General features: G+C 68.6%; 21 protein-coding genes. 19 read left to right on the top strand and 2 right to left on the bottom strand.

All coding sequences use genetic code 11. The features are described from left to right. Positions 1 to 251: 251 nt before the first annotated feature. Entirely contained in the window at positions 252 to 1,781 is a 1,530-nt protein-coding gene (locus BM417_RS05940) for a Na+/H+ antiporter (protein WP_245821727.1), read from the top strand. Positions 1,782 to 1,958: 177 nt separating this feature from the next. On the opposite strand, the gene BM417_RS05935 is transcribed toward BM417_RS05940, so the two are convergent. Continuing rightward, positions 1,959 to 2,573 carry a TetR/AcrR family transcriptional regulator gene (locus tag BM417_RS05935; protein ID WP_245821726.1) on the bottom strand — a complete coding sequence of 205 codons (615 nt, stop codon included), beginning with the start codon at positions 2,571 to 2,573 and terminating at the stop codon, positions 1,959 to 1,961. Between the two features lie 99 nt (positions 2,574 to 2,672). Between BM417_RS05935 and BM417_RS05930 the strand changes: the two genes are divergently transcribed. From BM417_RS05930 to BM417_RS05920, 3 genes are read left to right on the top strand one after another with little or no spacing between them, the layout of a single operon-like run. Next, positions 2,673 to 3,488: an oxidoreductase gene (locus BM417_RS05930; protein ID WP_093590726.1), complete on the top strand. Its 816-nt coding sequence runs from the start codon at positions 2,673 to 2,675 to the stop codon at positions 3,486 to 3,488. Position 3,489: 1 nt separating this feature from the next. Beyond that, positions 3,490 to 4,506, top strand: coding sequence for an NADP-dependent oxidoreductase (locus BM417_RS05925; RefSeq protein ID WP_093588767.1), 1,017 nt, complete (start codon positions 3,490 to 3,492; stop codon positions 4,504 to 4,506). Continuing rightward, positions 4,503 to 5,345 (top strand): alpha/beta fold hydrolase, encoded by an 843-nt coding sequence (locus tag BM417_RS05920; RefSeq protein ID WP_093588766.1) that lies wholly within the window; start codon positions 4,503 to 4,505, stop codon positions 5,343 to 5,345. Before BM417_RS05925 ends, BM417_RS05920 begins: the two co-directional genes overlap by 4 nt. Before the next feature lie 18 nt (positions 5,346 to 5,363). On the opposite strand, the gene BM417_RS05915 is transcribed toward BM417_RS05920, so the two are convergent. Continuing rightward, positions 5,364 to 7,151, bottom strand: a complete 1,788-nt coding sequence (locus tag BM417_RS05915; protein WP_245821725.1) for an APC family permease — start codon at positions 7,149 to 7,151, stop codon at positions 5,364 to 5,366. Positions 7,152 to 7,479: 328 nt separating this feature from the next. Between BM417_RS05915 and kdpF the strand changes: the two genes are divergently transcribed. The 15 genes from kdpF (at position 7,480) to BM417_RS05840 (ending at position 24,319) form a co-directional block, all read left to right on the top strand. After that, the gene (kdpF, locus tag BM417_RS05910) at positions 7,480 to 7,581 is read left to right on the top strand and encodes a K(+)-transporting ATPase subunit F (RefSeq protein ID WP_093588764.1); all 102 of its coding nucleotides are present in this window, start codon (positions 7,480 to 7,482) and stop codon (positions 7,579 to 7,581) included. Next, complete coding sequence (kdpA, locus tag BM417_RS05905; RefSeq protein ID WP_093588763.1) at positions 7,581 to 9,203, top strand: potassium-transporting ATPase subunit KdpA; 1,623 nt, start codon at positions 7,581 to 7,583, stop codon at positions 9,201 to 9,203. The genes kdpF and kdpA overlap by 1 nt, the downstream gene beginning before the upstream one ends. After that, the gene (gene kdpB / locus BM417_RS05900) at positions 9,200 to 11,266 is read left to right on the top strand and encodes a potassium-transporting ATPase subunit KdpB (protein WP_093588762.1); all 2,067 of its coding nucleotides are present in this window, start codon (positions 9,200 to 9,202) and stop codon (positions 11,264 to 11,266) included. Before kdpA ends, kdpB begins: the two co-directional genes overlap by 4 nt. A 4-nt stretch (positions 11,267 to 11,270) precedes the next feature. Continuing rightward, on the top strand, positions 11,271 to 11,795 hold the full coding sequence (locus tag BM417_RS05895) for a potassium-transporting ATPase subunit C (RefSeq protein WP_093588761.1): 525 nt from the start codon (positions 11,271 to 11,273) through the stop codon (positions 11,793 to 11,795). Then, positions 11,776 to 14,346, top strand: coding sequence for a sensor histidine kinase (locus BM417_RS05890; RefSeq protein ID WP_093588760.1), 2,571 nt, complete (start codon positions 11,776 to 11,778; stop codon positions 14,344 to 14,346). Before BM417_RS05895 ends, BM417_RS05890 begins: the two co-directional genes overlap by 20 nt. Continuing rightward, positions 14,343 to 15,023, top strand: coding sequence for a response regulator (locus tag BM417_RS05885; protein ID WP_093588759.1), 681 nt, complete (start codon positions 14,343 to 14,345; stop codon positions 15,021 to 15,023). Before BM417_RS05890 ends, BM417_RS05885 begins: the two co-directional genes overlap by 4 nt. 96 nt (positions 15,024 to 15,119) lie before the next feature. Beyond that, positions 15,120 to 15,536, top strand: a complete 417-nt coding sequence (locus tag BM417_RS05880; protein ID WP_093588758.1) for a hypothetical protein — start codon at positions 15,120 to 15,122, stop codon at positions 15,534 to 15,536. 34 nt (positions 15,537 to 15,570) lie between these two features. Further along, the gene (locus tag BM417_RS05875; RefSeq protein ID WP_143138527.1) at positions 15,571 to 16,134 is read left to right on the top strand and encodes a hypothetical protein; all 564 of its coding nucleotides are present in this window, start codon (positions 15,571 to 15,573) and stop codon (positions 16,132 to 16,134) included. Between the two features lie 10 nt (positions 16,135 to 16,144). Beyond that, positions 16,145 to 16,501: a hypothetical protein gene (locus BM417_RS05870; RefSeq protein WP_093588756.1), complete on the top strand. Its 357-nt coding sequence runs from the start codon at positions 16,145 to 16,147 to the stop codon at positions 16,499 to 16,501. Between the two features lie 115 nt (positions 16,502 to 16,616). Beyond that, complete coding sequence (locus BM417_RS05865; RefSeq protein ID WP_093590723.1) at positions 16,617 to 17,438, top strand: DUF4097 family beta strand repeat-containing protein; 822 nt, start codon at positions 16,617 to 16,619, stop codon at positions 17,436 to 17,438. 46 nt (positions 17,439 to 17,484) lie between these two features. Continuing rightward, positions 17,485 to 20,661, top strand: a complete 3,177-nt coding sequence (locus tag BM417_RS05860) for a BTAD domain-containing putative transcriptional regulator (RefSeq protein WP_093588755.1) — start codon at positions 17,485 to 17,487, stop codon at positions 20,659 to 20,661. Positions 20,662 to 20,753: 92 nt separating this feature from the next. Then, positions 20,754 to 21,968 carry a cytochrome P450 gene (locus tag BM417_RS05855; protein ID WP_093588754.1) on the top strand — a complete coding sequence of 405 codons (1,215 nt, stop codon included), beginning with the start codon at positions 20,754 to 20,756 and terminating at the stop codon, positions 21,966 to 21,968. Between the two features lie 25 nt (positions 21,969 to 21,993). Beyond that, positions 21,994 to 22,779: an alpha/beta fold hydrolase gene (locus tag BM417_RS05850; protein WP_218164364.1), complete on the top strand. Its 786-nt coding sequence runs from the start codon at positions 21,994 to 21,996 to the stop codon at positions 22,777 to 22,779. Next, positions 22,776 to 23,558 (top strand): ABC transporter ATP-binding protein, encoded by a 783-nt coding sequence (locus BM417_RS05845; protein WP_093588753.1) that lies wholly within the window; start codon positions 22,776 to 22,778, stop codon positions 23,556 to 23,558. Before BM417_RS05850 ends, BM417_RS05845 begins: the two co-directional genes overlap by 4 nt. Next, the gene (locus BM417_RS05840) at positions 23,558 to 24,319 is read left to right on the top strand and encodes an ABC transporter permease (protein WP_093588752.1); all 762 of its coding nucleotides are present in this window, start codon (positions 23,558 to 23,560) and stop codon (positions 24,317 to 24,319) included. Before BM417_RS05845 ends, BM417_RS05840 begins: the two co-directional genes overlap by 1 nt. The last annotated feature ends 16 nt before the right edge of the window (positions 24,320 to 24,335 follow it).

Below are 24,335 nucleotides of genomic sequence, written 5' to 3'. Positions count from 1 at the left end.
AGGTGAAGGCTGCCCATGGCTTCCATGCAACTCCCAGCCGAGGCAGGGCGGCAAGTGACCTTTACGGAATCTCTGCGTCAGGAGTGCGTAATGACGTCTGTGGAGACCGTCGGACTTTCCCCATCATGAAGTGCATGGGTGACCTCCCCTGCACTGTCGTGCTCGTAGCCCTGTTCCTGCTGATCGCACTGACGGTTCGTTGCCTGAACAGGGACAGAAACCCGAAAGCGTGAGGCAGCACCGTGCGCAGCGTGGAGACAGTGTTGGCGTTGGTGGCGATGGCCACCGTGGTGGCCACATTCGCCAAGAGGCTTCGGGTTCCGGCGCCGTCGCTGCTCGTCGTGGCCGGAGTCGTCGTAGGGCTGCTGCCCGGGGTACCGGCTGTGCAGGTCACGCCGGAGATCGTGAGCCTCGTGGTGCTGCCCCCGCTGCTGTTCGCGGCGGGGGAGGAACTGCCGTGGCGTGACCTGCGCACGGTCTGGCGTCCGGTGTCGATCCTGTCCGTCGGCCTGGTGCTCGCCTCGGCGGTCGCGGTCGGGCTGGTGGTCGTCGCGATCACGCCCATGTCGCTGGGGGTCGGGCTCGTGCTGGGCGCGGTGCTGGCGAGCACCGACCCGGTCGCGGTGACGGCGCTGGGACGCCGGTTGTCGCTGCCGCCGAGGCTGCAGGCGCTCGTGCAGGCGGAGAGCCTGTTCAACGACGCGACGTCGCTGCTGGTGTTCCGGGTGGCGGTGTCCATCACGGTCGTGGGCGGCGCGGTCTCGTGGGGCCGCACTGCGCTGGACGTGGTCGTCCTGGCCGTCGGCGGAGCCCTGGCCGGCGCGGTGGTGGCCGTCGGCGTCGCGGTCGTGCGGCGGCGTACCGAGGATCCGGTGCTGGAGAGCGTGATCTCGTTGCTCACCCCGTACGCGGCCTTCGTGCTGGCCGAGTCCGTGCACACCTCCGGCGTGACCGCGGTCGTGGTGGCCAGCGTCGTGCTCGGCACGCTCGCGCCGCGGCTCACCGGCGCGCAGGGCAGGCTGCAGCAGGGCGCGGTGTACGAGACGGTGATCTTCCTGCTGGAAAGCGTCGTGTTCGCGTTGATCGGGCTGCAACTGCCCGCCCTGATCCGCGAGCAGACCGCGACGGGCGTGATGTGGCCGCTGTACGCGCTGGCCGTCACCGTCACGTTGCTGCTCGTGCGGGTGCTTTGGGTGTTTCCCTTGTCAGCGCTGCAACAACGCCGAAGCGGCGCGAGCAGACCGTCCTGGCAGGTGCCCGCCGTCGTTTCGTGGGCCGGCGCGAGAGGCGTGGTCCCGCTGGCGGCCGCGTTGACGATCCCGGCGACGTTGCCGTACCGCGAGCTGGTGTTGCTGCTGACCATCGCGGTCATCGTGATCACGTTGGTGGTGCAGGGTTTCACGCTGGCCCCGCTGGTGCGCAGGGCGGGAGTCGCACTCACGCCGGCCGACGTGCGCACCGAGGAGATCATGGCCCGCCGGAGCCTGGCCCAGGCCGGGCTGGGGCACCTCGACGACCTGGCCGACCTGGAGGCCGCGCCCACGGTGGTCGTGGAAGGGTTGCGCCGCAGCTGGCTGGCCCGGCTGCACCGCATCGAGACGGACATCGAGTCCACTGAGGACTCGATGTCCGCGACCTACCGGACGGTGCGGCGTTCGCTGCTCGCGGTGGAACGGGACGAGCTGCACCGCCTGTTCGGGGTGGGCAGGATCAGCGATGCCACCCGCAGGCGGATCCAGCGCACCCTCGACCTGGAGGACGCCGGTCTGGAGGAACGCTAGTGGTGCGACCCGGAATGCCGGCTGGGTAATTCACGCTCAGCAGGGCACCTCGCGGCGCCGCCCACCAGTACGAGGACGTGGGGGCGACACCGCGACGCACCCGTCTGACCGCGAATTCGCCCGGCAACATTCCGGGCCACACCACTGGCCAGTGGCCCCGCCGCGGGTGCGGCGCTTTCAGTGCGGTGCGTCGTCCAGCAGGGCCATGGCGTTGCGGATGCCCTGCTCCAGAACCTCGTCGGCGAGCTCCTGGTCGGCCAGGGCGCGGGAGAGCTGCAGCGTCCCGACCATCAAGGCGTAGACGCCGAGGGTCGCGACGCGCGCCGACCGGGGATCGTGCGGCGCGAGCCGGGCGGCGATGTCGTCGATGAACGCGAGCACGCTGTCGGTGTAGACCTGCTTGGTCGGTTCCGCGCACCGGCCGATCTCGTCGAGCAGGGCGGCGGACGGGCAGCCCTCCTCGCGGCTGTCGCGATGCTCGGGTGAGAGGTACGCGCGGATGATCTGATCGAGTCCCGCCCGGCCTGGCGGGGCGGCGGCGAGCCGCTCGCGCTGGTCGCGCAGCTGGTCGGCGACCGCGGTGGCGACCAGGTCCTCCTTCGACTCGAAGTGGGCGTAGAAGGCGCCGTTGGTCAGGCCCGCGTCCGCCATGAGGGCGGCGACCCCGGAACCGTCGATGCCGTCGCGCTTGAGCCGGCGGCCCGCCGTCTCGATGATCCGCTGTCTCGTGGCCAGCTTGTGCTCTTTGCCGTACCGCGCCATGCGCTGCTCCGCTCTCCGACTGTCACCCATGTTAGTACGGTCATAATTCAAAACCTCGCGAGCTCTTGCCGGATGGCTCGCTGCGTGCCTATGGTAGTACGGTCATAATCCAATCAGGTGGGAGACATCATGACATCGTCCCGGCCGGTAGCGCTCGTGACGGGCGCGTCCTCCGGCATCGGCGAGGCGGCCGCGCTCGCACTGGCCGGCAAGGGTTTCCAGGTGATCGGAACGAGCCGCGACACCTCGCGGCTCACGTCCGGCGGCGGCGTGACGTTCCTGGATCTGGACGTGACCAGCGACGAGTCCGTCAACGGCGTGGTCGAGCAGGTGGTCGCCCGCTTCGGACGCCTCGACGTGCTGGTCAACAACGCCGGTGTCGGTGCCAACGGCGCCGCCGAGGAGATCTCCGTCGGTCAGGCGCAGCGCGTGTTCGACGTCAACGTCTTCGGCCTGATGCGCATGACCAGGGCCGTCCTCCCGCACATGCGTGCCAGGGGCGCTGGTCGCATCATCAACGTCTCGTCCGTCGGGGGATTCGTCCCCAATCCGTTCATGGCCATCTACGTCTCGACCAAGCACGCCGTCGAGGGCTACTCCGAGTCGCTTGACCACGAGGTCCGCGAGTACGGCGTCCGGGTGCTGCGCGTGCAGCCCGGCCCGATCAACACCCCGTTCGACGCCAACCAGGTGCAGGCCGACCACCCGTTGCAGGTCTACGCACACCAGCGGCGCGTGTTCGAGGACGTGATGCAGGAGTCGATGCGCGGCGGCGACGATCCCACCGTCGTCGCCAAGGTGATCGCCGCCGCGGCCACGGATCGCAAACCGAAGTCGCGCTACCTCGCCGGCGCGACCGCCGGACGCGTCGCCGTGCTGCGCCGCGTCGTCCCGGCCGCGTTGTTCGACAAGAGCGTCCGCAAGCTCAACCGGATGGCGGGCTGACATGCGCGCGTTCGTCGTCGACCGCTACCGCAAGACCGGCAACGACCTCCGGGCCGCCGACCTGCCCGAACCCGAGGTGGGCGCGCACGACGTGCTGGTCGAGATCCACGCCGCGGGCGTCAACGCCCTGGACTCCAAGATCAGGGCGGGAGAGTTCAAGCTCATCCTGCCGTACCGCCCTCCGTTCGTCCTGGGCAACGACGTGGCCGGCGTCGTGATCCGGGTCGGGGCGCGGGTGCGGAAGTTCCAGCCCGGCGACGCGGTCTACGCGCGGCCGGACCAGGACCGGATCGGCGCCTTCGCGGAGCTCATCGCGATCCACGAGGACGACCTGGCCCTGAAACCGGGACAGCTCACCATGGCCGAAGCGGCGTCCATCCCGCTGGTCGGCCTCACCTCCTGGCAGGCGCTGGTCGAGATCGCGAACCTCCAGCCGGGCCAGAAGGTCCTCATCCACGCCGGCTCCGGTGGCGTCGGTACCTTCGCCATCCAGCTCGCCAAGCACCTCGGCGCCACCGTCGCGACGACCACCAGCGCGGCCAACGCCGACCTGGTCCGGAGCCTCGGAGCGGACGTCGTCATCGACTACCGCAAGGACGACTTCGAAACCGTCCTGCACGACTACGACGTGGTGCTGAACAGCCTGGACAACACCACGCTCGCCAAGTCACTGCGCGTGCTCAGGCCCGGCGGCAGGCTCATCTCCATCTCCGGGCCACCGGACCCCGCCTTCGCCAGGGAGCTCGGCAAGCCGTGGATCCTGCGCCCGGTGATGCGCGTGCTGAGCCATGGGATCAGGAGGGCCGCCAAACGACGCCAGGTCACCTACTCGTTCCTCTTCATGCGCGCCAACGGAAACCAGCTCCGCGAGATCACCGCGCTCATCGAGGCCGGGATCATCCGGCCGGTCGTGGACCGGGTCTTCCCCTTCGACTCCACCAACGAGGCCCTGGCCCACGTCGAAAGAGGACGTGCCAAGGGCAAGGTCGTCATCACCGTCAAACAGGAGAAGTCATGACCGTGACCACCAGCTACGAGAACGCGCCGACCAGGACCATCGACGTCGGCGGCACGACGTTCGCCTACCGCCGGCTCGGCCAGGACACCGGCATCCCGGTGATCTTCCTCAACCACCTCTCCGCGGTCATGGACAACTGGGATCCGCGGGTCGTCGACGGCATCGCCGCACAGCGCCGCGTGATCACCTTCGACAACCGCGGAATCGGCGCCTCCCAAGGCAAAGCGCCTCGCACGGTGGAGGCGATGGCACGCGACGCCATCGCCTTCATCCGAGCGCTGGGACACGACCAGGTCGACCTTCTCGGCTTCTCGCTGGGAGGCTTCGTCGCCCAGGTGATCGCTCAGGAGGAACCGCGGCTCGTGCGCAAGCTGATCCTCGCCGGCACCGGGCCGGTCGGCGGCCAGGGCATCGACAAGGTCACCCAGATCACGGTGTTCGACATCCTGAGGGCCACGCTGTCCTTCAAGGACCCCAAGGAGTATCTCTTCTTCACCCGCACGGCCGCCGGCAAGGCAGCGGCCCGGCAGTTCGTGAACCGGCTGAAGGAGCGCACCACCGACCGGGACAAGCCGATCTCCGTCACCGCGTTCCGCAACCAGCTCAAGGCCATCCACGCGTGGGGACGCCAGGAGCCGGCCGACCTGGCGGTCATCCACCATCCGGTCCTGGTCGCGAACGGCGAGCACGACCGGATGGTGCCCAGCATCAACTCCACGGGCCTGGCCCGGCGCCTGCCCAACGCCAGGCTCACGCTCTACCCGGACGCGGGGCACGGCGGCATCTTCCAGTACCACGACCGTTTCGTCGGCGAAGCTCTGGACTTCCTCGACTCGTGAGCGCCTGAAAATGTCCTACTAGGTGCGGAAGCGGAGACGGCACACCACGGCGTCGGTGCGGCGCCGCAACGCGGAGGCGAGCACGGCTCCGCGCTGGTTCTGCAGGAGGCGCTGCCAGATGTGTTCGGGCTCGACCTCGGCGATGAGCACGAACACCCGCAGCCCCTTCACCTCCCGCAGATGCTCGACCAACGGCTCGCCGAGCCGGCGGCGGGAGTCGGGCAGCTGAACGAGCGGCACGCCCGGATCCCACTTCTCCCACGCCTCCAGGAACTTCTTCGTGGCGGCCTCGTCGTCGGGGTGGGTGACGTGGACGGCCTCGACGTGGTCGCCGAGGCTCAGCGCGGCGGCGATCGCGTCACGGGTGAGCCGGGAGACCGTGCCGACCGGCACGACGACCAGAGAGCGGTGCGGACGTGGCGCCGGGGGAGTGCGGCCGAGCTCCAGCTGCGAGCCGATGTGCCGGTAGGCGCGGTGCACCCGTTGCATCGCCCAGACCAGCAACGGCAGTGCGAGGACGATCAGCCAGCCGCCCTCGGTGAACTTGGTCGCGGTCACCACGATCGCCGCCACACCGGTGAGCAGGGCGCCGAACCCGTTCAGCGCCGCTCGCCACCGCCAGCCGTCCGACCGCCGGAGCAGCCAGTGCCGGACCATGCCGATCTGTGACAGCGTGAAGCCGACGAAGACGCCGATCGCGAACAACGGCACCAGCAGGTTCATCTGCCCGCCCGCGACCACGAGCAGGAGCGCGGACGTGATGGTGAGGAACCAGATGCCGTAGTGGTGCACCTGACGCTCGGCCCGCAGCGCGAAGACGTGCGGCAGGTTGTTGTGCTGGGCCAGCAGTTGTGCCAGCACCGGCAGGCCGCCGAACGACGTGTTGGCGGCCAGCGCGAGCAGCACCACGGTCGCGAACTGCACGAGGTAGTAGCCGAATCCGCCGCCCAGCGAGGCCGTCGTGACCTGGGACAGGACCGTGACGCCCGCGACCGGGTGGATCTCGAACTTCTCGATCAGCACGGCGATGCCGATCAGCATCACCGCCAGCAACACGCCGAGCACGACCTCGGCCCGTTGCGCCCGCCGGACACCGGGTTTGCGGAACGACGGCACGGCGTTGGCGATCGCCTCGACGCCGGTCAGCGCGGCGCAGCCGTTGGCGAAAGCCTTGAGCAGCAACAGCACGCCGACCGTCTGCAGGGTTTCGACCTGGGCGGTCGGCACCGCCGCGGCGGGTTCGGAGCGGAAGAGTCCGAAGAGGATGACGACGACGATCGAACCGACGTAGACGGCGGTCGGGACGATGAACGCCCGCGCGCTGTTGGCGATACCGCGCAGGTTCACCGCTGTCACGATCGCGAGCACGCCGAGGCACAGCCACACCGTGTGCGGCAGCAGCGCCGGGAACGCCGACGTCAGCGCGGCGACGCCGGCCGCGACCGACACCGCCACGTTCAGGACGTAGTCGACGATCAGCGACGCGGCGGCGACGAGTGACGCGCGGCGCCCGAGATAGGCGCGGGAGACACCGTAGGCGCCACCGCCCTCGGGAAACACGGCGATGACCTGCCGGTAGGACAGCGTGAGCACGGCCAGCAGCAGCGCGATCGCGATCGTGACCGGCAACGTGAAGCCCAGACCGGCGCCGCCCGCCAACGCCAGCACGAGCACGATCGCCTCTGGTCCATAGGCGACCGACGCCATGGCGTCCAGCGACAGGGCGGCCAGGCCGCCGACGACGGTGAGCTGGTGCCGTTCGGCTGGTTCGGGGTGGGTTTTCGGTGTGGGCACGGTGGTGAGCACGCCAGACAGGGTGCGCCCGAATCAGGTGAAAACAAGGGGCCTGAACGACATCTTGATGGCCGATCGGATCACACCGCGTGACCTCCCGTGACCTCTTGGGGTGAGACCTGCGTCGCCACGCGTAAAGAACGCATCAAGGAACCCACCGTGGGTGTCAAGGTGTTGTCAGGCAGCGCTGACCTGCGGGTTTCCGTGATGCACGCTGTCGCGCGTCAGGACCAATCAATGTTGTCGAAGGGAGCGGCGTCATGGCCGACCTGGCCTACGCGTTGCTGCTGATCGTGAGCTTCCTCCTGCTGGGACTCACCGTGCGCGGACTGGAGAAGTTGTGAGCGGCACCGGATTGGTCGCGAACGTCATCGCGGGCGTGATCGCGCTCGCCTTGATCGTCTACCTGTTCATCGCACTCATCAGGCCGGAGAAGTTCTGATGTCACCTCTCGTGGCCGGCCTGGTGCAGGTCGGCATCCTGATCGCGGCCCTGGCGGTCGTGTACCGGCCCCTCGGCGACTACATGGCGCGGGTCTTCCAATCCGAGAAGGACTCGAAGGTCGAGCTGGCGATCTACCGGTTCGCGCGGATCGACCCGCGCGCCGAGCAGAAGTGGAGCACTTACGCGTACGGCGTGCTGGGCTTCTCGTTCGTCGGGATCGTGTTCCTGTACGTGATCCAGCGGGTCCAGTCGGTGTTGCCGTTCAACTTCGATCGGGGCAACGTGCCGGAGGGCATGTCGTTCAACACGGCGATCAGTTTTGTGACGAACACGAACTGGCAGTCCTATGTGCCGGAAGCGGTCATGGGTCACACGGTTCAGATGATCGGTTTGACGGTGCAGAACTTCGTGTCGGCTGCCGTCGGCCTGGCCGTCGCCATCGCCCTGGTCCGTGGGTTCGTGCGCAGCCAGACTGATCGGCTCGGCAATTTCTGGGTCGACCTGGTGCGTGGCGCGATCCGGATTCTGCTGCCGTTGGCGTTCATCGCGGCGATCGTGCTGATCATCACGGGTGTCACGATGAGTCTCAAGTCCGGTGTGGACGTTGATGGTCAGGTGGTGGCGAACGCGCCTGTGGCGTGCCAGGAGGCCATCAAGGAGCTCGGCACCAATGGTGGCGGTGTTCTGAACGCGAACTCGGCGCACCCGTTCGAGAATCCGAACGAGTGGTCGAACCTGATCGAGATCTTCTTGCTGCTGGTGATCCCGGTGGCGCTGACCCGCACGTTCGGTCAGTTGGTGGGCAACAAGAAGCAGGGTTATGTCCTGCTGGGTGTGATGGGCGTGATCTGGTCGGCGATGCTCACCGTGATCTGGGTGGCGGAGGCGAACGGCCTGCGTCCGCTGGAGGGCAAGGAGCTGCGGTTCGGGATCTCCGGCAGCGCGTTGTTCGCCAATTCCACGACGGGCACGTCGACGGGTGCGATCAACTCGTTGCACGACAGTTTCACCGGGCTCGGTGGTGGTGGCACGTTGCTGAACATGTTGTTCGGTGAGATGACGCCGGGTGGTGTGGGCACGGGGTTGTACAGCATTCTGGTGATGGCGATCATCGCGATGTTCCTGGCGGGTTTGATGGTCGGCCGTACGCCGGAGTATCTGGGGAAGAAGCTGGGGCGCAAGGAGGTCACGGCGGCCGCGGTGTCGATTCTCGCGATGCCGACGGTGTTGTTGATCGGCGCGGGGATCGCCGCGATCCTGCCGAGTACCCAGGGTGCGCTGAACAACCCTGGTGAGCACGGCTTGTCGGAGATTCTGTACGCCTACGCGTCGGCGTCGAACAACAACGGGTCGGCGTTCGCCGGTATCACGGTGACGAACGACTGGTTCCAGTCGTCGCTGGGCCTGTGCATGTTGTTCGGCCGGTTCATCCCGATCATCGCGGTGCTCGCACTGGCCGGTTCGTTGGCGGCGCAGAAGAAGGTGCCGGTGACGGCGGGCACGCTGCCCACCACCGGGCCGTTGTTCGCGACGTTGCTGACCGGCGCGATCGTGCTGGTCGCCGCGCTGACGTTCGTTCCCGCTCTCGCTCTTGGTCCCATCGCGGAGGCTTTGCTGTGACCACCACGACCAACCGTCCACAGCGGACTCCCGACGAGGTCCGCAGTCGGCATGCCGAGAACCTGGGCCACCAGGTCGGGGCCGGTATCTTCGACCCGAAGCAGCTGCTCAAGTCCTTCCCGGACGCGCTGCGCAAGTTCGACCCGCGTCACCAGCTGCGCAACCCGGTCATGTTCGTCGTCTGGGTCGGGTCGCTGCTGGTCACCGTGTTCGCGGTGATGGACCCCAGCGTGTTCACGATCGCGGTGACGTTGTGGCTGTGGTTCACCGTGCTGTTCGCGAACCTCGCCGAGGCCGTCGCGGAGGGACGGGGCAAGGCGCAGGCCGACTCGCTGCGCAAGACCAAGAAGGACGCGGTCGCGCGCAGGCTCACCGAGGACGGCTCCGAGGAGCGCGTGCCGGGTACCGATCTGCGCATCGGTGACCTGGTCGTCGTTGAGGCGGGCGAGGTCATCCCCGGCGACGGTGACGTCGTCGAGGGCATCGCCACGGTGGACGAATCGGCCATCACGGGTGAGTCCGCGCCGGTGATCCGCGAGTCCGGCGGTGACCGGTCCGCGGTCACGGGCGGCACCACCGTGCTGTCCGACCGGATCGTCGTGAAGATCACGACGAAGCCCGGCGAGACGTTCGTCGACCGGATGATCGCCCTCGTCGAGGGCGCGGAGCGGCAGAAGACGCCGAACGAGATCGCGCTGACGATCCTGCTGTCGACGCTGACGATCATCTTCATGCTGGCGGTCGTCGCGTTGCAGCCGTTCGCGATCTACTCGGGTGGCGAGCAGTCGGTGGTCGTGCTGACCGCGTTGCTGGTCTGCCTGATCCCCACGACGATCGGCGCACTCCTCAGTGCGATCGGCATCGCGGGCATGGACCGGCTGGTGCAGCGCAACGTGCTCGCGACGTCGGGCAAGGCGGTCGAGGCCGCCGGCGACATCGACACGTTGCTGCTGGACAAGACCGGCACGATCACCTGGGGCAACCGCCGCGCGACCGAGTTCATCGCCGCGAGTGGCGTCGACGAGCGCAGGCTCGCCGAGGTCGTCCGGCTGTCGAGCCTGGCCGACGGCACGCCCGAGGGGCGCAGCATCATCGAGCTCTGCGCGGAGAAGTACGGCCTGTCGGCCGAGGCGAGCGAGCACGAGAAGACCGGCGACTTCGTGCCGTTCACCGCGCAGACCCGCATGAGCGGCATCGACCTCGACGGCCGTCAGATCCGCAAGGGCGCGGCCAGCGGGTTCGCGACGTCGGACGAGGTGCGGGCGACCGTCGACAAGATCAGCGCGGACGGCGGTACGCCGCTGGTCGTCGCCGAGAACGACGAGGTGCTGGGCGTGATCCGGCTCAGCGACGTGGTCAAGCCCGGTATGAAGGAACGCTTCGCCGAGTTGCGCGCGATGGGCATCCGCACGGTCATGGTCACCGGCGACAACCCGTTGACGGCCAAGGCGATCGCGGGCGAGGCGGGTGTCGACGACTTCCTGGCCGAGGCCAAGCCCGAGGACAAGATGGCCCTGATCCGCAAGGAACAGGAGGGTGGCCGTCTGGTCGCGATGACCGGTGACGGCACGAACGACGCCCCGGCGTTGGCGCAGTCGGACGTTGGTGTCGCGATGAACACCGGTACGTCGGCCGCGAAGGAGGCCGGCAACATGGTCGACCTCGACTCGGACCCGACCAAGCTCATCGAGATCGTGGAGATCGGCAAGCAGTTGCTGATCACGCGCGGTGCGCTGACGACGTTCTCCGTGGCGAACGACCTGGCGAAGTACTTCGCGATCCTGCCCGCCATGTTCGCGGCGATCTACCCGGCGCTGGACAAGCTCAACATCATGCACCTGGCCACGCCGCAGTCCGCGATCCTGTCGGCGGTGATCTTCAACGCGCTGATCATCGTGGCGCTGATCCCGCTGGCGCTCAAGGGCGTCCGGTACCGGCCGTCCAGCGCAAGCGCCCTGCTGCGGCGCAACCTGCTGATCTACGGCCTCGGCGGCATCGTCACACCGTTCGCCGGAATCTGGCTGATCGACCTGCTCGTACGACTCATCCCCGGGATCGGCTGAACCAATGGACAACTTCCTGAAGCAGTCGTGGGCAGGACTTCGCATCCTGCTGGCGCTGACCGTGATCCTCGGCGTGGCCTACCCGGCCGCGGTGTGGGGTGTGTCCCGCATCCCCGGCCTGCACGGCAACGCGGAGGCGGTCGACACGACCCTGGTCGCGGTGGCCAGGGAAGGCGACAAGTACTTCGTGCCGCGGCCGTCCGCCGCGACGCTGCCCGCGTCCGGTGGCTCGAACAAGGGTGAGCTCAACGAGGACTACACCAAGGTGATCGACGAACGTCGTACGGCGATCGCACAACGCGAAGGCGTGCCGGAGGACCAGGTGCCGCAGGACGCTGTCACCGCGTCCGCTTCCGGTCTCGACCCGAACATCAGCCCGGCGTACGCGGAGATCCAGGTGTCACGGGTGGCCAGGGCCAGCGGCCTGCCGGTGGAGAAGGTCAAGGAACTGGTGGAGGCCGCTACCGAGGGCACGTTCACCACCACCGTCAACGTGACGGCGCTCAACCGTGCCATCGACGCAGCCTGAGCGTCGCAGGGGCGAGCTGAGGATCTACCTCGGCGCCGCTCCCGGTGTCGGTAAGACCTTCGCCATGCTGGGCGAGGCTCACCGGCGCCGGGAGCGCGGCACCGATGTGGTCGTGGGGCTCGTCGAGACGCATGGCAGGGAGAAGACCCAGCACCTGCTCGACGGCCTGGACATCCTGCCCCGCAGGGAGTTCCAGCACAGGGGCGTCGACTTCACCGAGATGGACGTCGACGCCCTGCTGGCCCGCGCGCCCGAGGTCGCGGTCGTCGACGAGCTGGCGCACACCAACGTGCCCGGCTCGCGCAACGAGAAGCGCTGGCAGGACGTCGAGGAACTCCTCGAAGCGGGCATCGACGTCCTGTCCACGGTCAACGTCCAGCACCTCGAGTCGCTCAACGACGTCGTCCAGCGCATCACCGGTGTCCAGCAACGGGAAACCGTGCCGGACGAGGTGGTCCGCCGCGCCGACCAGGTCGAGCTGGTCGACATCACTCCGGAGGCACTGCGGCGAAGACTCGCGCACGGCAACATCTACGCCGCGCACAAGGTCGACGCCGCGCTGGGCAACTACTTCCGGGTCGGCAACCTGACCGCGTTGCGCGAGCTCGCACTGCTGTGGGTGGCCGACCAGGTCGACGTGGCTCTGCAGCGCTACCGGCACGAGCAGAGGATCACCGACACGTGGGAGGCCCGCGAGCGCGTCGTCGTGTCGATCACCGGCGGCCCGGAGAGCGAGACGCTCATCCGTCGCGCCCGGCGGATCGCGTTGCGTGCCGGCGCCGAGCTCCTGGTGGTGCACGTCATGCGCGGGGACGGGCTCACCGGCGCGACCCCCGAGCTGATCGCGAAGTGCCGCAAGGTCGCCGAGGGTCTGGACGCGACGTTCCACCAGGTGGTCGGCGACGACGTGCCGACGGCGTTGCTGGAGTTCGCCCGCGGCGTCAACGCCACTCAGCTCGTGCTCGGCACCTCACGGCGGTCACGGCTCGCTCGCGCGCTGGACGAGGGCATCGGCGCCGCCGTGATCCACGATTCCGGTCCGATCGACGTGCACATGGTCACCCACGACGAGGCACGGCGCGGTCTGCGCTGGAAGATCGGCGTCAACGCGCTGAGCCGCACACGTCAGCTCACGGGCTGGCTGGCGTCGGTACTGCTTCCCGGCCTGACCGCCGTGCTCGGCCTGTTCTGGCGCGACGACATCACCTACTCCACCGATCTGGTCGGCTTCCTGCTCGCCACCTGCGTGGTGGCACTGCTTGGCGGGTTGGGGCCGGCGTTGTTCAGCGCGTTCCTCGGCGCGGGGTTGCTGAACTTCTTCTTCACCGAGCCCTACTACAGCCTGGCCGTGAACTCACCCGAGAACGTGATCACGTTGGCGGCCATGGTGATGGTGGCGACGATCGTCGCCCTGGTGGTGGACCGCGCGGCCCGGCTGGCCGAGCAGGGTGCGCGCGCCCGCACCGAGGCCGCATTGCTCGCCTCCTACTCCCGCACGGTGCTCACCAGCCCGTACCCGCTGGCGCGCCTGCTGGACAAGATCAGGGAGAACTTCGGCCTCGAATCGGTGGCGTTGCTCGAAAAACGGGGCAGCGACTGGGAACGCGTCGCGTGCGTCGGAGCGAGGCCGTGTGACGATCCGGACGAGGCCGACGCCGACATCGCCGTCACCACCGACATCCACCTCGCGTTGCGCGGCAGGACGTTGCCGGCCAGTGACCAGCGCGTCCTGGAGGCCGCTGCGGGACAGGCGCTGATGGCGTTGCGGCAACAGCGGATGGCCGACGAGACCAGGGTCGCGCAGCGCAAGGTCGAGACGACGGAGCTGCGCACCGCCCTGCTCTCCGCTGTCGGGCACGACCTGCGCACCCCGTTGACGTCGATCAAGGCCGCGATCGGCAGCCTCCGCGACCGTGAGCTCGTACTGTCCGAAGAGGACACGGTGGAACTCATGGAGACCGTGGAGGAATCCGCGGACCGGCTCAACGGTCTGGTGGACAACCTGCTCGACTCCTCCCGCCTCGCCACCGGATCCGTCGCTCCGGTCATCCGCCCGGTCGGCTACTACGAGGTCGTCGCCAGAGCGTTGTCCGCCGTGGACGAGCGCAGCACGGTCTCGGTCAGCGTCGACGAGCACCTGCCTCCCGTGAGCGCCGACATCGGCTTGCTGGAACGGGTGGTGGCCAACGTCATCGACAACGCGTTGCGCCACGGCCGCATGTCGCCGCGCCGCCCGGTCGACGTCGACGGCGATGGCCAGGTGGCGCAGGACGAACCGGAGATCGCCGTGCGCGCCAGCGCGCACGGCGACCAAGTGGAGCTGCGAGTCGTCGACCACGGCCCCGGGCTGCACAAGAAGGCCGTCCAGGGTGTCTTCACGCCGTTCCAGCGGCTCGGCGACCGCGATGCGACACCCGGCGTCGGCCTGGGTTTGAGCGTGGCCAAGGGATTCACCGAGGCGATGGGTGGCGAGATCACCGCGGAGGACACTCCAGGTGGCGGTCTGACGGTCGTCATCTCGCTGCCCGTGTACGAGGAGAACAGGGTATGACCTCGGTGCTGGTCGTCGACGACGAACCGCAGATCGTCCGCGCACTGCGGATCAACCTCAGCGCACGTGGCTACGACGTCATGACGGCGTACGACGGCAAAACCGCGCTGAGCGTTGCTGTGGAAAGCAAACCCGACGTGGTCGTGCTCGACCTCGGCCTGCCCGACATCGACGGCGTGGACGTCATCGCGGGCCTGCGCGGCTGGTCCACGATGCCGATCATCGTGCTGTCCGCCCGCACCGACTCCGCGGCCAAGGTCGAGGCGCTGGACGCGGGTGCCGACGACTACGTGACCAAGCCGTTCGGCATGGACGAGCTGCTGGCCCGCCTCCGCGCGGCGGTGCGCAGACGGACCACCACACACGTCGCGGACGAGCCGATCGTCCGGACGTCGACGTTCACCGTCGACTTCGCGGTGAAGAAGGTGCACCGCGACGAGCGCGAGGTGCACCTCACTCCGACCGAGTGGGGGCTGCTGGAGATCCTCGCCCGCAACCCGGACCGGCTGGTGTCGCAGAAGCAGCTCCTGCAGGAGGTGTGGGGCCCGATGCACGTCAACGAGTCCCAGTATCTGCGCGTGTACATGGCGCAGTTGCGACGCAAGCTCGAACACGACCCCTCGCACCCGAAGCACCTGATCACCGAGCCCGGAATGGGCTACCGCTTCCAGCCCTGAGCCGACGCGGAAAGGTCGCGTGAGGATGTGTGGTCAGGGCGTTCGGACTTCGTAAGGAGACTCGAAATTCGGGTGTTCCAGGGGTGGACTGGAGGCATGCGCACACCGGTTCCTGGGGGCTTCGCGTTCTTCTTCGGCGCGGTACTCGCCGCAGCCATGACGTTCGGTCTGGTCGCGGCGGGTGCCAGGAGTCAGCCGGTGCTGTCGGTTGTCGGTCTGGTCGCCGTGGTCGACCTCATCGCCGTGATCGGCACGGCGAGCGCCACGCTGGCCACCGCGGCCCTGTGCTGGTGCCTGCACTCCGGGTTCGTGCTGGGCAGGCTGGGCGAGCTGACGTTCAGCGCGAAGTCCGGGCATGACGCGCTGGTCCTCGCCGGATGTGCGCTCGGCGGCATCCTGCTGGTCTCCACCTTGCGGGCCGCCGCCGCTCCGTTGCACGAGCGCGAGTACGACAAGAACGTGCCGGCGATCCCGGAACAACGGGCGCCGCGCGCACTCACCCCTGCCGGGTGACAGGGGGAGAACACTTTCACATGGGGGAGTTTCGTTGAAGACGAAGATATTGGCAGCACTGGCGGCGGGCGCCGCACTCATCGCGGTCGCGGCACCGGCACACGCCGAGACCCTCGGCGCGAACAGCGGTGGCACGTTCACCGTGGCGCCGGGCGAGGACGACGCGACGGCCGCACAGCGCGTCGCCCAGCACGCCGAGCAGGTCCACGCGATGACACCGGCCAACAACCTGTGCACCGGAACGTGGAACCACGCGGTGTCCACCGTGACGTTCCAGCGCGCACCGGGCGGCACCCTCGCCTGGGGTTTCTGGCTGACCAACACGGCAAAGGCGAATCTCGGTCCTGTTGCGACGGTCTCGATGCCGTACGCGTACGTGAACGGCAAGGCGATCAACCCGCCGTACTCGCCGCACACGCAGGGTAGCGGCTACAACTTCCACGGCAGCGTGAACAGGTACCAGTTCATCGGCGGTAGCGCCGGTACGATCGCGACCGGCAACAAGCTCACCTTCTACTGGTTCATCAAGGGCTCCAAGCCGAACACCGCGGCCGACCGGTACATCACCTGTCAGGTCCCGACGCCCGGCAGCGCCTGAGGAGCGATCCGTGATCCACGTCGACAAGTCCTTGTCCGTGCTCGATGGACGGCACGAGCTGCACGTGCTGAGCCTGAACCGCGGCGACGACTCGTTCGCGCTGGACTACACGATCACGCCACCGCTGCCCGGTGACCAGCCGGGCGGGGAGATGGTGTTCCTGTGGATCGAGGCAGCCGACGACCAGGGCCACGAGTACACCGACTTCGGTGGCGCTCGCGGCACGAGCGACGACGGCTCGCACACCACGGGCACGATCTCCGGTCAGCCCGCCATCGACATCGACGCGAAGGAGCTGTCGGTGCGGTTCGTGTTCCTGCGCGGCCAGTCCGAGGCGGGGTGGAGCATCACCATCGGTTTGACCTGAACCACGGCCCTGACATCGGCGAAGTCGTCGGTGTCAGGGCCGTGACAGTCGGGTGTCCGGCCTGTTGGCGAACGTGGTCGCAACAACCACGAAGGCCGACAAGAGGAGACACGACATGTCCACGTTCACCACGCCGGAGCCGATCACCGCCTCGTTGACCACCGCGGGCGCCAGGGTGCGGATCGTCGCGAGCGAGCGGCAGGACACGGTGGTGCGGGTCGCGCCCGTGAACAGCGCGAACTCCACTGACGTGAAGGTGGCGGAGAAGACCAAGGTCGACTTCTCCGGTGGTGTCCTGGCCGTGAAGACGACCAAGTCGGGTGACAAGAGCGGTTCGGTCGCCATCACGATCGAGTTGCCGGCCGGATCAAGGCTGGTCCTGAACACGGCGTGGACCGAGGTGCTCGCGGCCGGCCAGTTCGGCGACTGCGAACTGAACCTCGCGTCCGGGCACGTCCGGCTGGACCGCATCGGCGAACTGCGCGGGAACCTCGGGGCCGGAGGCGTCGACATCGGTCATGTCGCCGGGGCCGCCGATGTGGAAGGCAGCACCGCCGGGTTGCGGATCGGCGAGGTCGAGGGCGTCGTCAGGTATCAGGGCTCGAGTGGCAAGGTCTGGATCGGCCGCGCCCGCACCGACGTCGATCTCGGCAGCGCCGGCGGCAGCTTCGACATCGACCACGCCGAGGGCAGTGTCAGCGTCAAGGCCGCCAACTGTCCTATCCGGATCGGCAGGCTGACGCGCGGTCAGGCGGAGCTGATGAACGCCTCGGGTGGCATCGAGGTCGGCATCAGCGAGGGCACGGCTGCTCTGGTGGACGCCAAGAGCACGAAGGGCCTGGTGCGCAGCTCCGTAGCCACGCAGGACGACCCCGAGGTCAAGGTCTATGCCCGCACCCGGCGCGACGACATCGTCATCCACCGCGTTGCCGCCTGAACCAGGTGTCAGGGAACTGACAGCCGGTCGTGGCAGGATCGGGCAGGTGCAGATCGGGATTCTGGGACCGTTCGAGGTTCGCGCGGACGACGGCACTCTCGCGGACGTGCCAGGTGCACGGCTGCGTGCGCTGCTGGTCGCCCTCGCGCTCCAACCGGGTCGTGTGGTCCCGAAGGCGACGCTCGTCGACTGGATCTGGGGCGAGAACCCGCCTGCCGACGCGGCGAATGCCTTGCAACGCTTGGTTTCCCGCCTGCGCAAGGCGCTGCCGGATCCGTCGGTCGAAGGGCTGACGGACGGGTACCGCCTGGCGGTGGATCCCGACGCTGTGGACGCGGTGCGGTTCGAACGCCTCGGTGCCCACGCCCGTGGCGACGAGGGATCGCTGCGGGCGCAACGGCTGCGTGACGCTCTCGAGTTGTGGCGTGGCCCGGCCTTGCAGGACGTTGGTCTGCAGGACAGCGAAGCGTTCGCCGCCGCGGCCACCCGGCTCGACGGGCTGCGCCTGGCCGCGGTGGAGGACCGGTTCGAGGCGGAGGTCGACCTCGGCCGTGGCGCGGAGCTGGTCGCTGACCTGACCGACCTGGTGGCCGCGCATCCCGTGCGGGAGAAACTCGTCGCCGCGCTGATGCGTGCTCTCGTCGCGGCCGGTCGCAACAGCGAGGCGCTGCTCGCGTACCAGCGCACGAGGGAAGCCCTGGCCGACGAGCTGGGCGTGGATCCCTCACCGGAGCTGTCCGCGCTGCACGTCGCGTTGCTGCGCGGTGAGGTCGGGCGCCGGGAGGAGAACCGCAAGACCAACCTGCGTGCCGAGCTGACCAGCTACATCGGCAAGGACGCGGACGTCGCCGCGGTGCGCGAGCTGGTGGCGGGCCATCGGCTCACCACCCTGATCGGACCGGGCGGCTCGGGAAAGACCAGGCTGGCAACGGAAACCGCCCGCACGCTGCTCGGCGACCTGCCGGACGGGGTCTGGCTCGTGGAGCTCGCCCCGATCGGACCGGACAGTGACGTGGCGCAGTCGACGCTCGCGGCGCTCAGTCTCCGGGACGCGTTGCTCGGTGAAGCGACGAACGCGGAGCCGATGGAACGGCTCATCGCCGCGGTCCGCGACCGCGAGGCGCTGCTCGTGCTGGACAACTGCGAGCACGTGATCGAGTCGGCGGCGGCGTTCGCCCACCGGCTGCTGGGGGAGTGCCGGAAGCTGCGAATCCTGGCGACCAGCAGGGAGCCGCTCGGTATCACCGGTGAAGCGCTGTGGCCGGTCGGACCGCTGGCCCTGCCGGACGAGCACGCCGGCCTCGCCGAGATCGAGAACGCACCGGCGGTTCAGCTGCTGCGGGACCGGGCGACGGCCGTGCGCACCGACCTCGTGGTCGATGCCGGCACGTTGTCGACGATGGCACGCGTCTGCCGGGCGCTGGACGGGATGCCGCTCGCGATCGAGCTGGCCGCGGCCAGGTTGCGCACGATGTCCATCGACCAGCTGGCCACTCGGCTCGACGACAGGTTCCGCCTGCTGACCGGCGGAAGCCGCACCGCGTTGCCCCGGCACCGGACGTTGCGCGCGATGGTCGACTGGAGCTGGGAGCTGCTCAGCGACGCCGAACGGATGGTGCTGCGCCGGCTCTCGGTGTTCGCCGGCGGGGCGAGCCTGGAAGCGGCCGAACGGGTGTGCGCGGACGAGGCGGGCGGGCCCGAAGGGCAGAGGGGTGGGAGAAACACAGTCGTCGAGGAGTACGAGGTCCTGGACCTGCTCACGTCGTTGACCGAGAAGTCGCTGCTGGTCGTCAGTGACGACGGCGCACCGCGGTACCGGATGCTCGGCACCATCAAGGAGTACGCCGCGCACCGGCTCGTTGAGGCGGGGGAGTCGGAGCTGGCGCGGCAGGCACACCTCGCCTACTTCACCGGGCTTGCCGAAACAGCGGCCCCGCACCTGCTCCGAGTCGAGCAGCTGATCTGGCTCGCCACCCTCAGCGCCGAGCACGACAACATCAGCGCGGCGATGCGCGGTGCGCTCGCGGCCGGTGAAGCGCACGCGGCGATGCGGCTCGCGGCCGGCGCCGGCTGGTACTGGTGGCTCGTCGGGCACAAGTCCGAAGGCCTGGAGCTGATCCTCGCGGCCACCGAGACGCCGGGGGACGTGCCCGACGAGATCCGGGCCTGGGTGTACGGCCTCGTCGTGACGTTCATCAGCTCCGGGCTGGGCGACGAACGCCAGGCGGCGGAGTGGATCCACCAGACCTACGAGCTCTACCAGCGCAGTCAGGCCAACCACCCGTTGCTGGGACTGATCGCCCCGCTGGAACACATGTTGCGGGAGCCGGACGCGGGTCCGTCGGTGTGGGCGGTGGCGCTGGACAGCGAGGATCCCTGGGTGCGCGCGTTGGGCCGGCTGCACCTCGGGAAGATGCGGATCGCGATCGGCCAGAGCGGGCGGGAGGCGGACGAGTTCCTGGAGGAGGCGCTCGTCGAGTTCCGGGTGCTCGGGGAACGGTTCGGGATCTCGTTCGCCCTGACCGAGCTGGCGGACCGGATCGCCACGCGCGGTGGGTTCGCCGAGGCGTGTGAGCACTACGAAGAGGCGATCGCGGTCGTCACCGAGATCGGTGCGATCGACGACGTCATCCGGATGCGCGCGCGGCAGGCTCAGTTGTACTGGCTGCTGGGTGACAAGGACGCGAGCGCGGCCTCCATGGCCGAGGCCGGGCGATGTGCGGAAGGCGTCACCTGGCCGGACGCGCTCGCCATGCTGGCCCTGGCCAAGGCGGACCTCGCCCGGTGGAGCGGCGATGCCGAGGTGGCGTACGAACAGCTTGGCGTCGCGACAGCCGTGTGGGGAGCCGAAGCGAGGCAGGTGACGATCCGCGCCGTGACGCACGTGCTGTTCGGCTGCCTGACCGACGATCTCGACGAAGCCCGTGAGTTCCTCGCCGGCGCCTGCCAGGCGGCGTCCGAGGTGGGATTCGCGCCCACGATCGCGCATGTGCTCGTCGCGATCGCGGACCTGGCGTTGCGCCGCGGCCAGTACGAGCAGGCCGCACAGCTGCTCGCGGCGAGCACCGCCGTGCGCGGACTACCGGATCGCTCACACCCCGACGTGGACCGGATCGAGCGGGCGGCACGAAGCCGCCTCGGCGACGCGGCGTTCGACGCGGCGGTCCGGGTGGGTGCGGAGACCAGCTGGACCGAGCTGGTGGCGGTCACGCTCGCTTCCTGACACGCCCGGCACGGCCCGTGTCAGCGCCGTGTCAGTCCCGTGTTCGGCTCGTCGGCGACCGTGGTGGCAACAACCACCACGAAGGGAATCCGATGAGCCACACGGCTTCCGGCCTGCAGGGCCTGCCGATGGACCGCGACGCGGGCCCGTTCGACCCGCCCAGCCAGATCACCGCCGTGCGCGGAGCCCGGCCCGTCAGCCCCATGGTGTTCCCCGATGGGCACGAGGGCTGGCTGGTCACCGGTTACGACGCGGTGCGCCAGGTCATGGCCGACACCCGGTTCAGCAACCGCCAGGACATCGGCGTGATCCACGTGCCGTACGAGACACCCGGCATGCCGGCCGCCGCCGAACCGTCCCCGCAGACGCCGGGCCTGTTCATCAGCATGGACCCGCCGGACCACACCCGGTTGCGCCGCAAGCTCACCGGCGCGTTCACGGTCAAGCGGATGAAGCAGCTCGAAGAGGGCGTCGTCGCGATCACCGAGCAGCAGCTGGACCACCTGGCTCGCCTGACCCCGCCGGTCGACCTGGTGCAGGAGTTCGCGCTTCCGGTGCCGTCACTGGTGATCTGCGAACTGCTCGGCGTCCCCTACGCGGACCGTGAGACCTTCCAGTCGAACTCCTCGAAGTTCATGGAAAGGGACGTGACTCTCGAGGACAAGATGGCCGCGATCGGTGCGATGTTCGGGTATCTCGCCGGACTGGTCACGGGCAAGCGCGCCGAACCCGGTGAGGACATTCTCTCCGACCTGGCCCGCGACGAGGACCTCAGCATCGAAGAGCTGACCGGCATGGCGTTCCTGTTGCTGCTCGCGGGCCACGAGACCACCGCGAACATGCTGGCGCTGGGCACGTTCGCGCTCCTGGAGCACCCCGCGCAGCTGGCCGAACTGCGCTCGGACCCGGCGCTGCTGCCCGACGCGGTCGAGGAGCTCATGCGCTACCTGTCCGTGGCCGACATCTTCTTCCGCTACGCCACCGAGGACATCGAGCTCGGCGGCGAAACGATCCCCGCGGGCTCGACCGTCGTCGTCTCGCTGCTGGCCGCCAACCGCGACCCGCAACGGTTCGAGAACCCGGACGCTCTGGACGTGCACCGCAAGGTCCGCGGTCAGGTCGCCTTCGGGCACGGCATCCACCAGTGCCTCGGCCAGCAGCTGGCCCGCATCGAGATGCGCGCCGGCTTCGAGGGACTGCTGCGGCGCTTCCCGACCCTTCAGCTCGCAGTCGAGGCGCACGACGTGAAGCTCAGGACCAACATGCACATCTACGGCGTCCACGAACTCCCGGTCACCTGGGCCTGACCCACCGTCTACTTAGGAGAGAAGCATGAACTCGCCCGCCTGGACCGGCATGCTCCCGATCGACGACACCGAGCTGTACGTGCGTGACACAGGTGGCCCCGGCCGACCCGTGGTCTACCTCAACGGCGCCTACGCCGACCAGAAGCACTGGAAGCGCGTCATCGCCGACCTGGGCCCCGGCTACCGCCACATCACCTACGACGAGCGCGCCCGCGGCAAGTCCAAGCGCTCGAAGGACTACTCGTTCGAGGCGAGCCTGCGAGACCTGGACGCCGTCCTCAAGGCGAGGGGCGTGGAGCAGCCTCTGCTGGTCGGCTGGTCCTACGGCGGCATCATCGGGTGGTACTGGGCCGACCGGTACCCCGGCCGCGTCGCCGGTCTGGTGACCGTGGACGCCTTCCCGGTCGGCCTGACCGGCGAGGCCGGCCGGGACCGGATCCGCACGACGTTCCGCAAGTACCGGTTGGTGCTGCCGATCGGCGCCCTGTTCGGCATGGGCGCGCGGATGAGCGCCGACGAGCACGCCGACGTCGGCATCGACGCCAACGAGATGGCTGCCGCCGCTGTGCCGGTGATCAGTCGCCTGACCTGTCCGGTGCGGTTCGTGCTGGCCACGGGTGACAGCCTCGGCAGCGAGGCGGGGGAGATGGAGGAGGGCAGGAAGGTGCTCGACCAGGTGCTCGCCGCCAACCCCGGCGTCCAGCTGAGCGCGAAGGTCGCGAGCAACCACAGCAAGATCCTTCGCAACGACTCCCCAGCCGTCGCTGAGGCCGTGCGCGAGCTCGCCGCGAGCCTCGGGAGCGTCCGATGACGACACAACCCGCAATCCACGTGCAAGGCCTGGAGAAGTCGTACAAGACGTTGAAAGTGCTGCGCGGCGTGGACTTCGACGTGGCGCGGGGCAGCATCTTCGCGCTGCTCGGCTCGAACGGCGCAGGCAAGACCACGGTCGTGAAGATCCTTTCCACACTGCTGAAAGCCGACGCGGGAACGGCCGGCGTCAACGGCTTCGACGTCACCGGACAGGCCGCGAACGTGCGGGAGTCCATCAGCCTCACCGGGCAGTTCGCCGCCGTCGACGAGATCCTCAGCGGCCGGGAGAACCTCGTGCTGGTCGCCAGGCTGCGACACCTCAAGGGCCCCGGCGAGATCGCGGACGATCTGCTGGCCCGATTCTCCCTCACCGACGCGGGCGCGCGGAGGGTGTCGACCTACTCGGGTGGCATGCGCCGCCGCCTCGACATCGCGATGAGCCTCGTCGGGAACCCGTCGGTCATCTTCCTCGACGAGCCGACGACCGGCCTGGACCCCGAGGGGCGCCTCGAGGTGTGGCAGGCCATCAGGGAACTAGCCGGCCAGGGCACCACGGTGCTGCTCACGACGCAGTACCTGGACGAGGCCGAACAGCTCGCCGACCGGATCGCGATCCTGCACGAGGGCCGGATCATCGTGAACGGCACCCTCGCCGAGCTCAAACAGCTGCTCCCGCCCGCCAAGCTCGAGTACGTCGAGAAACAACCGACCCTCGAGGAAGTCTTCCTCGCACTCGTCGGTGCCCGCAAGGCCACGGCGTCGAGTGAGGAGCGATGATGACCAAGCACTTCTTCGTCGACACAACCGTCCTGTTGGGACGGTCACTGCGTCACATCACGCGCAGCCTCGACACCGTCATCACGACCGTCGTCACGCCGATCGCCATGATGCTGATGTTCGTCTACGTGTTCGGCGGCGCGATCCGCACGGGGTCGGACTCGTACGTGAACTACCTGCTGCCCGGCATTCTGCTCATCACGGTCGCCTCCGGCATCGCCTACACCGCGTTCCGGCTCTTCATGGACATGCAGAGCGGCATCTTCGAGCGGTTCCAGTCCATGCCGATCGCACGGTCGTCCGTGCTGTGGGCGCACGTGCTGACGTCGCTGGTCGCCAACCTGATCTCACTCGTGGTCGTCGTGCTCGTCGCTCTGCTCATGGGCTTCCGCTCATCAGCGGGACCGCTGGCGTGGCTCGCGGTCGCCGGCATCCTGGTCCTGTTCACCCTGGCGTTGACGTGGCTCGCCGTCATTCCCGGCCTCACCGCCAAGTCGGTGGACGGGGCGAGCGCGTTCTCCTACCCGCTGATCTTCCTGCCGTTCCTCAGTTCCGCCTTCGTGCCCACCGACACCATGCCCGGCCCGGTACGCGCGTTCGCCGAGAACCAGCCGGTGACGTCCATCGTCAACGCCATCCGCAGCCTGTACACGCAGCAACCGGTCGGCACCGACATCTGGATCGCCCTCGCCTGGTGCGTCGGCATCCTCGGAATCGCGTACGTCCTCGCCACGATCACCTACCGCCGCAAGATCTCGTAGGCCGTGTCCGGTAAGT

Source organism: Lentzea waywayandensis (assembly GCF_900115955.1).
GTDB classification, from domain to species: Bacteria; Actinomycetota; Actinomycetes; order Mycobacteriales; family Pseudonocardiaceae; genus Lentzea; species Lentzea waywayandensis.
The sequence above is the reverse complement of the archived record's forward strand: the minus strand, read 5'-3'. Positions and strand labels throughout refer to the sequence as shown.

Excerpts from the sequence above, each read along its gene's own strand:
- BM417_RS05935 (WP_245821726.1), bottom strand. The coding sequence starts at position 2,573 with ATGGGTGACAGTCGGAGAGCGGAGCAGCGCATGGCGCGGTACGGCAAA.
- BM417_RS05930 (WP_093590726.1), top strand. The coding sequence starts at position 2,673 with ATGACATCGTCCCGGCCGGTAGCGCTCGTGACGGGCGCGTCCTCCGGC.
- BM417_RS05925 (WP_093588767.1), top strand. The coding sequence starts at position 3,490 with ATGCGCGCGTTCGTCGTCGACCGCTACCGCAAGACCGGCAACGACCTC.
- BM417_RS05920 (WP_093588766.1), top strand. The coding sequence starts at position 4,503 with ATGACCGTGACCACCAGCTACGAGAACGCGCCGACCAGGACCATCGAC.
- kdpA (WP_093588763.1), top strand. The coding sequence starts at position 7,581 with ATGTCACCTCTCGTGGCCGGCCTGGTGCAGGTCGGCATCCTGATCGCG.
- BM417_RS05895 (WP_093588761.1), top strand. The coding sequence starts at position 11,271 with ATGGACAACTTCCTGAAGCAGTCGTGGGCAGGACTTCGCATCCTGCTG.
- BM417_RS05885 (WP_093588759.1), top strand. The coding sequence starts at position 14,343 with ATGACCTCGGTGCTGGTCGTCGACGACGAACCGCAGATCGTCCGCGCA.
- BM417_RS05880 (WP_093588758.1), top strand. The coding sequence starts at position 15,120 with ATGCGCACACCGGTTCCTGGGGGCTTCGCGTTCTTCTTCGGCGCGGTA.
- BM417_RS05865 (WP_093590723.1), top strand. The coding sequence starts at position 16,617 with ATGTCCACGTTCACCACGCCGGAGCCGATCACCGCCTCGTTGACCACC.
- BM417_RS05855 (WP_093588754.1), top strand. The coding sequence starts at position 20,754 with ATGAGCCACACGGCTTCCGGCCTGCAGGGCCTGCCGATGGACCGCGAC.
- BM417_RS05850 (WP_218164364.1), top strand. The coding sequence starts at position 21,994 with ATGAACTCGCCCGCCTGGACCGGCATGCTCCCGATCGACGACACCGAG.
- BM417_RS05845 (WP_093588753.1), top strand. The coding sequence starts at position 22,776 with ATGACGACACAACCCGCAATCCACGTGCAAGGCCTGGAGAAGTCGTAC.
- BM417_RS05840 (WP_093588752.1), top strand. The coding sequence starts at position 23,558 with ATGACCAAGCACTTCTTCGTCGACACAACCGTCCTGTTGGGACGGTCA.